Source organism: Streptomyces sp. BF23-19 (assembly GCF_041106355.1).
Taxonomy (GTDB): Bacteria; Actinomycetota; Actinomycetes; order Streptomycetales; family Streptomycetaceae; genus Streptomyces; species Streptomyces virginiae_A.
Window position 1 is genome coordinate 60,485 of the sequence record NZ_JBGBPT010000048.1, and the last position, 6,910, is coordinate 67,394.

8 protein-coding genes are annotated in these 6,910 nt (G+C 73.6%); 4 read left to right on the forward strand and 4 right to left on the reverse strand.

From position 1 onward, the window contains the following. Positions 1 to 144: 144 nt before the first annotated feature. On the reverse strand, positions 145 to 933 hold the full coding sequence (locus tag AB8A24_RS25590; protein WP_369477749.1) for a methyltransferase domain-containing protein: 789 nt from the start codon (positions 931 to 933) through the stop codon (positions 145 to 147). An 82-nt stretch (positions 934 to 1,015) separates the two neighbouring features. On the opposite strand from AB8A24_RS25590, the gene AB8A24_RS25595 reads away from it, so the two are divergent. Then, positions 1,016 to 1,645 (forward strand): ABATE domain-containing protein, encoded by a 630-nt coding sequence (locus tag AB8A24_RS25595; protein ID WP_033218713.1) that lies wholly within the window; start codon positions 1,016 to 1,018, stop codon positions 1,643 to 1,645. On the opposite strand, the gene sodX is transcribed toward AB8A24_RS25595, so the two are convergent. After that, the gene (gene sodX / locus AB8A24_RS25600) at positions 1,549 to 1,971 is read right to left on the reverse strand and encodes a nickel-type superoxide dismutase maturation protease (RefSeq protein WP_266380069.1); all 423 of its coding nucleotides are present in this window, start codon (positions 1,969 to 1,971) and stop codon (positions 1,549 to 1,551) included. The two genes, AB8A24_RS25595 and sodX, sit on opposite strands and share 97 nt — an antisense overlap. 171 nt (positions 1,972 to 2,142) lie before the next feature. Here sodX and sodN point away from each other — a divergent pair, with 171 nt between their 5' ends. Next, the gene (sodN, locus tag AB8A24_RS25605; protein ID WP_030009413.1) at positions 2,143 to 2,538 is read left to right on the forward strand and encodes a superoxide dismutase, Ni; all 396 of its coding nucleotides are present in this window, start codon (positions 2,143 to 2,145) and stop codon (positions 2,536 to 2,538) included. 156 nt (positions 2,539 to 2,694) lie between these two features. Here sodN and AB8A24_RS25610 read toward each other — a convergent pair whose 3' ends face one another. Together AB8A24_RS25610 and AB8A24_RS25615 are read right to left on the reverse strand one after the other, a co-directional pair. Continuing rightward, on the reverse strand, positions 2,695 to 3,063 hold the full coding sequence (locus tag AB8A24_RS25610; protein ID WP_369477750.1) for a hypothetical protein: 369 nt from the start codon (positions 3,061 to 3,063) through the stop codon (positions 2,695 to 2,697). Between the two features lie 121 nt (positions 3,064 to 3,184). Continuing rightward, positions 3,185 to 3,373 (reverse strand): DUF6104 family protein, encoded by a 189-nt coding sequence (locus AB8A24_RS25615; RefSeq protein WP_030764387.1) that lies wholly within the window; start codon positions 3,371 to 3,373, stop codon positions 3,185 to 3,187. 105 nt (positions 3,374 to 3,478) lie between these two features. Here AB8A24_RS25615 and AB8A24_RS25620 point away from each other — a divergent pair, with 105 nt between their 5' ends. Further along, positions 3,479 to 5,632: a trypsin-like peptidase domain-containing protein gene (locus tag AB8A24_RS25620; RefSeq protein WP_328961724.1), complete on the forward strand. Its 2,154-nt coding sequence runs from the start codon at positions 3,479 to 3,481 to the stop codon at positions 5,630 to 5,632. 118 nt (positions 5,633 to 5,750) lie between these two features. Continuing rightward, the gene (locus tag AB8A24_RS25625; protein ID WP_328961723.1) at positions 5,751 to 6,794 is read left to right on the forward strand and encodes a MoxR family ATPase; all 1,044 of its coding nucleotides are present in this window, start codon (positions 5,751 to 5,753) and stop codon (positions 6,792 to 6,794) included. The last annotated feature ends 116 nt before the right edge of the window (positions 6,795 to 6,910 follow it).

The window sequence follows — 6,910 nt, forward strand, 5'->3', positions numbered from 1 at the left end:
GTGGTCCGCATCCGCGGACGGACGAGGGGCGGTACGGGATCCCCGTACCGCCCCTCAGTCCTTTCCGAGGCCCGGACCCCCGCTTCAGGTCCCCGCTTCAGGTCCCCGCCTCGGGTCTCTGCTTCGGGTTTTTGCTTCAGGTCCCTACTTCAGACCTAGGACCAGCGCGTCCGAGGGGGAGCGCCAGACCGTACGGGCCTCGGCGAAGCCCGCGGCGCGCAGGGTCTCGGTGTGCCAGGCCTCGGAGGGGGTGTCGCCGTCCGCGTGCTCCCCGTAGATCTCGAAGCGCCGCTTCACCTGCTCGGCCAGCGCCGGCTCGGCGCCCGCCAGCTCCCACCACTCGCGCCAGTCCACCGCCCCGGCCGTCCTGGCCCGGTCCATGCCGGCGTGCCGGTGGGCGTGCTCGGCGGCGTCGATGCGCGGGGTGGCCGGGTCGGGCATGTGGTCGGCGTTCATGAACACCCCGCCCGGGGGCAGGAGCGGTGCGAGCTGCCCGTACAGGACGGCCAGCTCCTCGCTCGGCAGCCAGTGCAGGGCGGTGGCCGTCAGGATCGCGTCGTACGTGGCGTGGGGGAGGGTGCTGCGCCAGTTCGGGTCCTTGAGGTCGGCGGTCACGAAGGTGACGCGTGCGTCACCCGCGAAGTGCCCCTCGGCGATGGTCAACAGGGCGGGGTCGAGATCGACGCCCGTACCGGTGGCTTCCGGGAACCTCTTGAGGACGCGGTCCGTGATACTTCCCGTACCGCATGCGAGATCCAGCACCCGGGGGGCGGGTCCCACCAGTGCCTCGACCATGTCCAGCATCACGCGGAACCGCTCCTCGCGGTCGGGCATGTACCACTCCTGCTGCCGGTCCCAGCTGTCCTGCCAGGCCTGCCAGTCGGTCGTGCCCGTCGCTTCGGTCGTATCCGCCGTGTTCGCCGTAACCGTCATCCCGAACCCCTCCACACGTAATACCCTCGAAGACGTCTCAGCCGTTACCGGAGACATTAATCCGCAGCCGTAAGGACTACAAGTGGAACTGGCCCATTACTCGGACTTCGCCGTGCGCCTGGTCAACACCGAGGAGCCGGCCCGCAACAAGGACTCGCTCACCTCGGTGGACGCCGTCCGCGCCCTGTTCGGCGCCAGTCAGCAGATGGCGCGCCGCGTCACCGACGGTGACGTCACCCGCTTCCGCAACGTCCGCGGCCGCCTGCGCTCCGTCTTCGAGGCGGCCGACGGCGGCGACGAGGTCCTCGCGGTCGACCTGCTGAACTCGCTGCTCATGGAGTTCCCCGTCAGCCCCCAGGTGTCCGGCCACGAGACCCTCGCCGACGACGGGCGCCCCGACTGGCACATCCACCTCGCCGAGCACCCCTCGAACGCCTCCGCGGGCTACGCCGCCATGGCCGCCATGGGCCTGGCCTTCGCCCTCACCGAGCACGGCCCCGACCGCCTGGGCCTGTGCCAGGCAGCGCCCTGCCGCAACGCCTACCTCGACACCTCCACCAACCGCTCCCGGCGCTACTGCTCCGACCGCTGCGCCACCCGGGCGAACGTGGCCGCCTACCGCGCCCGCAAGCGGCTGGAGGCCGAGGCGTCCGCCCACAGCGGGCGCAGCGCCGAGGCCGCCCAGGACAGCCGGGCCCTCAGCGAACGCTGATCGTCCTCGCGCGGCCGGAAGCGCAGCACCGCCGTCGCCAGCACCAGCTCGGCGGGCACCGGCCCGAAGACGGTGCTGTCGCCGGTCTCGTTGTACGGGTTGTCGCCGAGCACCCACCAACTGCCGCCCGGCCGCCGCTCCACCGCGCGCTTGACCACCAGCAGGTCCTGCTGGAGCGGATGCCGCAGCACCACCACGTCGCCCGGCCGTACGGCAGCCCCGTACCGGACCACGAGCCGGTCCCCGTTCAGCAGCGTGGGCACCATCGAAGGCCCCGTCACCTCCACCACCTCGAACCGCTTGCGCGGGCGCCCGTTCTCCACCATGCGTGTCCTCCTCGTCACCCCCGCATGCTGCCGCACGGGTCCGTACATTCGCTCACCGGTCCGGCCGTGCCCCTGGACTTTTGTCCTAAGCCCATGGGGGCGCCCGCGAAATCCGGTTGTTCAGCGAGTAATCTCCCCCTTGAGAAGACGATCACGAGGAGGACAAACTCCATGCTTTCCCGCCTCTTCGCCCCCAAGGCGAAGGTCTCCGCCCACTGCGATCTTCCGTGCGGCGTGTACGACCCTGCCCAGGCCCGCATCGAGGCCGAGTCCGTCAAGGCCGTGCAGGAGAAGTACCAGGCCAACGAAGACGCCGACTTCCGCGCGCGCGCCATCACCATCAAGGAGCAGCGCGCCGAGCTCGCCAAGCACCACGTCTCGGTGCTGTGGAGCGACTACTTCAAGCCCCCGCACTTCGAGAAGTACCCGCAGCTGCACACCCTGGTCAACGACACCCTGAAGGCCCTCTCGGCCGCCAAGGCGTCGAACGACCCGGCGACCGGCGCGAAGGCTCTTGAGCTCATCGCCGAGATCGACCGCATCTTCTGGGAGACCAAGGCCGCCTGACCCTGGGCGCCCGAGGCACCTCCCCGCGCTCCTGTACGGGAGCGCACATGACACCGGCCCGACCGCTCCGAGCGGTCGGGCCGGTGTCATGCGCACCCCCTACGGGCACTCGGCGACGAGCTCGCGAATCGCCGAGGCGAGCCGCTCGGGAGGCGGTCAGGAGCCTGGGGCGTCCTGCTCGGTTCGGGCTTCGCGGGTCGCGGCCAGGTGTCTGGCCTGGCGTCTCGTCAGCAGCTCGTCCACCGGCTCCAGGAGCCGGTCCCATGCGCGTTCGGCCTCCGGCGAACGCCGGGGAGTGCGTGCGTAGTTCTGGGCTGCGGCGATCGCCTCGTCGTAGAGGCCCTGATCCGTGGGGAGGGCGGTCGAGCGTTCGCGTCGCAGCCACGTGATCAGCCACGGCATGTCCCGGGACCAGTGCGGGTTCCCCAAGGAGCGCACGCGCAGGTATCCCAGCTGGTCCCACCAGCGGCGGTTGTGCCACTTGCGCGAGTGGGCCGGCGGCAGGCCGGGCGGGAGGTCCTTCACCGGACCCATGGTGCCCGGTGGCGGCGCCGGAGCCGACGGAATTCGGTGCCGGCGGACGGAACCGGCCAGTACGAGCGGGGTCCGGGCCGGGCCCGAAGGCCGGTGCCCGGACCCCCGGGGGTCACTCGTCGTCCTCGTCCTCGTCGTCGTCCAGCCGGGCCAGCCACGTGGCCAGGCGTTCCACCGGGACCTCGAAGTCCGGGTTCAGGTCGACGAAGGTGCGCAGCTGCTCGGCGAGCCACTCGAAGGTGATCTCCTCCTCGCCGCGCCGCTTCTCCAGCTCCTCGATGCCGCGATCGGTGAAGTACAAGTCGGGCTCCGTGCCGTGATGTGGGTGTGCAGGGGGTGTTTCCCGCCAGGATAATCCGCCTATCGGCGACACCTCCCGCACGCGCCGTCCCCGGGTCTAGCCTGGATGCCCAACGAGCGGGGGGTGCGGATGACGGACGGGCGCACGACAGGGTCCGCGCGCGCCTTCGAGCTTCTGGAGCCCCTCGTCCAGGCGGCGACCGTACGCGTCCACGCCCCGCCGGGAGGGTATGAGAACCCTCGCAGTCATCGGACCGGTCCCACCTGGGGGAGCGGCTTCTTCGTCGCCCCCGGCTGGGTCCTGACGTGCGCGCACGTGGTCGGCGAAGGGGGTGCTGCGGTGCGTCTGACGGGACGCGAGGTCGGCATCACCTTTTCCGCCGGGAGCGGCACCGGCACGGTCACCGGGCGCGTGGAGTGCGTACTGCCCGAGCGGCTGGAGGAACGGCGGCCCGGCCGGCACGCCCTGTGGGACCTGCCCGACCTGGCGCTGGTCAGGGTCCTGGCCCCCGTCTCGCACGCCTGCGTGTTCCTGACCGACCGCTCCAGACCCCGCTTCGACGAGGTCGCCTACTTCGGCTGCACCGAGGACCTCGGCACCCCCGAGATCACCGGCCGCACCACCCGCCTGCGCGGCACCGCCGGCAACGGCGCGGCCATCCGGCTGGGCGACGACGACGAGATCGAGCCCGGCATGTCCGGCGGGCCCGTGGTGGACCTCGCCCGCGGCGAGGTCGTCGGTGTGCTCAAGGCCCGGCGCCAGACGGGCGGCGGCGGGCTCGCCGTCTCCGTCGTACAACTGCGCACCCTGCCGATGGCCGCACGCGGCCAGGTCGGGCTCCACCGCCGGATCATGCAGGCCCACGACCTGTACCACTACGACCAGCACCTCAGCGATCTCGACAACCGGCGGACCTGGACGGACGTGCACGGCGAGCTCCCGCCGGAGGAGGGCGACCCGTACGCGGGCCGGGGCCGGCTCACCCCCGGCGAGCGCACCACCCTGTGCGGGCTACTGGCCGAGCTGCCCCCGCCCGGCTCCTCCGAGGTCGTACGCGCCCTGGTCGAGGCGGCGCGCGGCGAGGAACCGGACCCGCTGCCACCGGCCCCGCTGAGCTGGCGCGACGGCCTGGGGCTGCTGCACGACCCGCCCGGCGGGACGGCGGAGGCCGCGGCGATGCTCCGGTACGCGACGGACGTGAGCGTGGCCGAGTACCGCGAGCCGGTCACACCGGGCGCGGACGAGGAGCTGTGGGACTGGGTACGGGCCACGGCCGAGCGGCTGTGGCGGCCGCTGCGGCGCGAGCTGGGCGAGCGCCACGAACGGGGTCTCGCCGAGCGCGAGCGGCGCCGTCGGGCCTCGGCCGGGCGGGCGGTGCACGGCCCGGCGCGGCGGTCCGGCGGGCTGCCGCCCGGGGCCTCGGTGCTGCTGGAGGTGTGGGCGCACGGCTGGGAGGACGTCTACGACTGGCGGGTCTCGGTGCTGGCCGGTCCCGCGCACGCCGGCCGGCTGACGCCGGTGGACTCGGGCGTACGGGCCACCCTGCCGGGTCTGCCGGAGGCGTTACGGGCCCCGCTCGCCGAGGGTTTCCGGCGCTGCGACACCCATGAGACGGCGGCCCTGCTCGAAGTGGCCGTGGCCCCCGCGCTGTTCGGGCTGGCGGTGGACGAATGGGTGGTGGTGGGCGGCGTACCGCTCGGCGTGCAGCGGCCGGTGGTCCTGCGCCACCCCGCCGGCGCGAACCCGGGCACCGCGCACCCCGCGGGCGCGAACCCGGGCGGGGCCCGGGAACACCCCGCCGACCGCGAGGGCACCGACGCCTCCGCCCGCTGGGCGCGGGTCCAGGCGGGACCGCTGCAGGACGAACGCGCCGACTGCGTACGGGGCCGCCCGCGCACCCCCGCCACCGAGTGGCTGACCGGCCTCCCCGACAACACCGTGCCGGTGCACTGCCGGGCGGCCGACCAGGATCCCACGCTGGGGTCGCTGCACGCGGTACGGGACGCCGGGTACGGGGTGGTGGTGACCCGGCGGCCGCCCCCGGACCCGGGAGCCTCCTGCGCGCCCTTCCACCGCGGGTTGCGGGAGGAACTGGCCGACGCCGGACGGGCGGAGGTGCTCCCGGAGCGCCTGCAGAACCTACGGGGGAGGGCGTACGCGGCGGACCCCGACGCCTACTGGGCGGCCGGGACGGGGCTGGTGTGGGAGGACCCGGCGCGGCCGCTGCCGGACGAGGAGCCGCTCCAGGGCGACCTGTGACGGCGACGGCGGCGGCAACGGCGGCGACGGCTATGGCTATGGCTATGGCGCGACGCGAGGGTGGCGCGGGCGCGGGGTGGACGCGAGCGGCGGACGCGAGGGAGGGAGCAGGAGCACCATGAACGACGAGTGGCTCATTTACCGCGGGGTGGGCGAACCCCACGACGGGATCGACGCCCTGCCCGACCCGCCGCCCTGGCGGGACTTCGACGGCGGCCCCGTGGCCGAGCCGGACGGTCCGGCCCGGGTCGCCGACGGCAACGTGGCCCGGCGGCTCGGGGCGCACCGGCAGGCCGCCGAACTGCACCGGCCGGAACCGGAGGAGCTGGAGGCCATCAACGCGGCCCTGTACCTGCGCCGGCCCCTGCTCGTGACCGGCTTCCCCGGCACCGGGAAGTCCACCCTCGCGCACGCCGTCGCCCACGAGCTGAAGCTGGGGCGGGTGCTGCGCTGGCCGGTCGTGTCCCGGACCGTGCTCCAGGACGGCCTCTACCGCTACGACGCCCTGGCCCGGCTGCAGGACGTGCAGATCGCGGCGAGCGGCGGCAGCGGCTCCGGAGTCGGTGGCCCGGCCGCCGCCACGGACCCCGGGGTCCCCGGCATCGGGAAGTACATCCGGCTCGGGCCGCTCGGCACCGCCCTGCTGCCGACCGCCCGACCCCGCGTCCTGCTCATCGACGAGCTCGACAAGAGCGACATCGACCTCCCCAACGACCTGCTGAACGTCCTGGAGGAAGGGGAGTTCGCCCTCCCCGAGCTGGAACGCGTCGCCGACGTCGAGCCCGAGGTGCAGGTGCTCACCGACGACGGGACCAAGGTCACCGTCCGCGGCGGCCGCGTCCGCTGCCGCGCCTTCCCCTTCATCATCCTGACCAGCAACGGGGAACGGGACTTCCCCGCCGCCCTGCTGCGCCGCTGCATCCAGCTGGCGCTCGGGCAGCCCGGCGAGAAACGGCTCGCCACCATGGTCCGCGCCCACCTCGGCGAGGAGGCCGCCCGCCTCGGGGCGGACCTGATCCGGGAGTTCCTCAGCCGCTCCCAGTCCGAACTGGTCGCCGCCGATCAGCTGCTCAACGCCGTGTACCTGACCCACTACGCCGCCCCGCCCACCCGGGAGGACCTCGCGGACCTGCTCATCCAGCGCCTCGACCGTCCGAGGTGATCGGCCGTGGCCTCCGCCGGCGCGCCCGGCGTCCGTGAACTGGCCGCGCTGCTGCGCGCCGCCGGGCTCGACCCGTCCGCCGGGGAGCTCGCCGACGCCCTGTGGCTGGCCGGGCA

What these genes read in the sequence shown, in the direction of transcription:
- sodN (WP_030009413.1), top strand. Translation starts at nt 2,143, where the DNA reads ATGCTTTCCCGCCTCTTCGCCCCCAAGGCGAAGGTCTCCGCCCACTGC.
- sodX (WP_266380069.1), bottom strand. Translation starts at nt 1,971, where the DNA reads ATGGTGGAGAACGGGCGCCCGCGCAAGCGGTTCGAGGTGGTGGAGGTG.
- AB8A24_RS25625 (WP_328961723.1), top strand. Translation starts at nt 5,751, where the DNA reads ATGAACGACGAGTGGCTCATTTACCGCGGGGTGGGCGAACCCCACGAC.
- AB8A24_RS25620 (WP_328961724.1), top strand. Translation starts at nt 3,479, where the DNA reads ATGCCCAACGAGCGGGGGGTGCGGATGACGGACGGGCGCACGACAGGG.
- AB8A24_RS25590 (WP_369477749.1), bottom strand. Translation starts at nt 933, where the DNA reads ATGACGGTTACGGCGAACACGGCGGATACGACCGAAGCGACGGGCACG.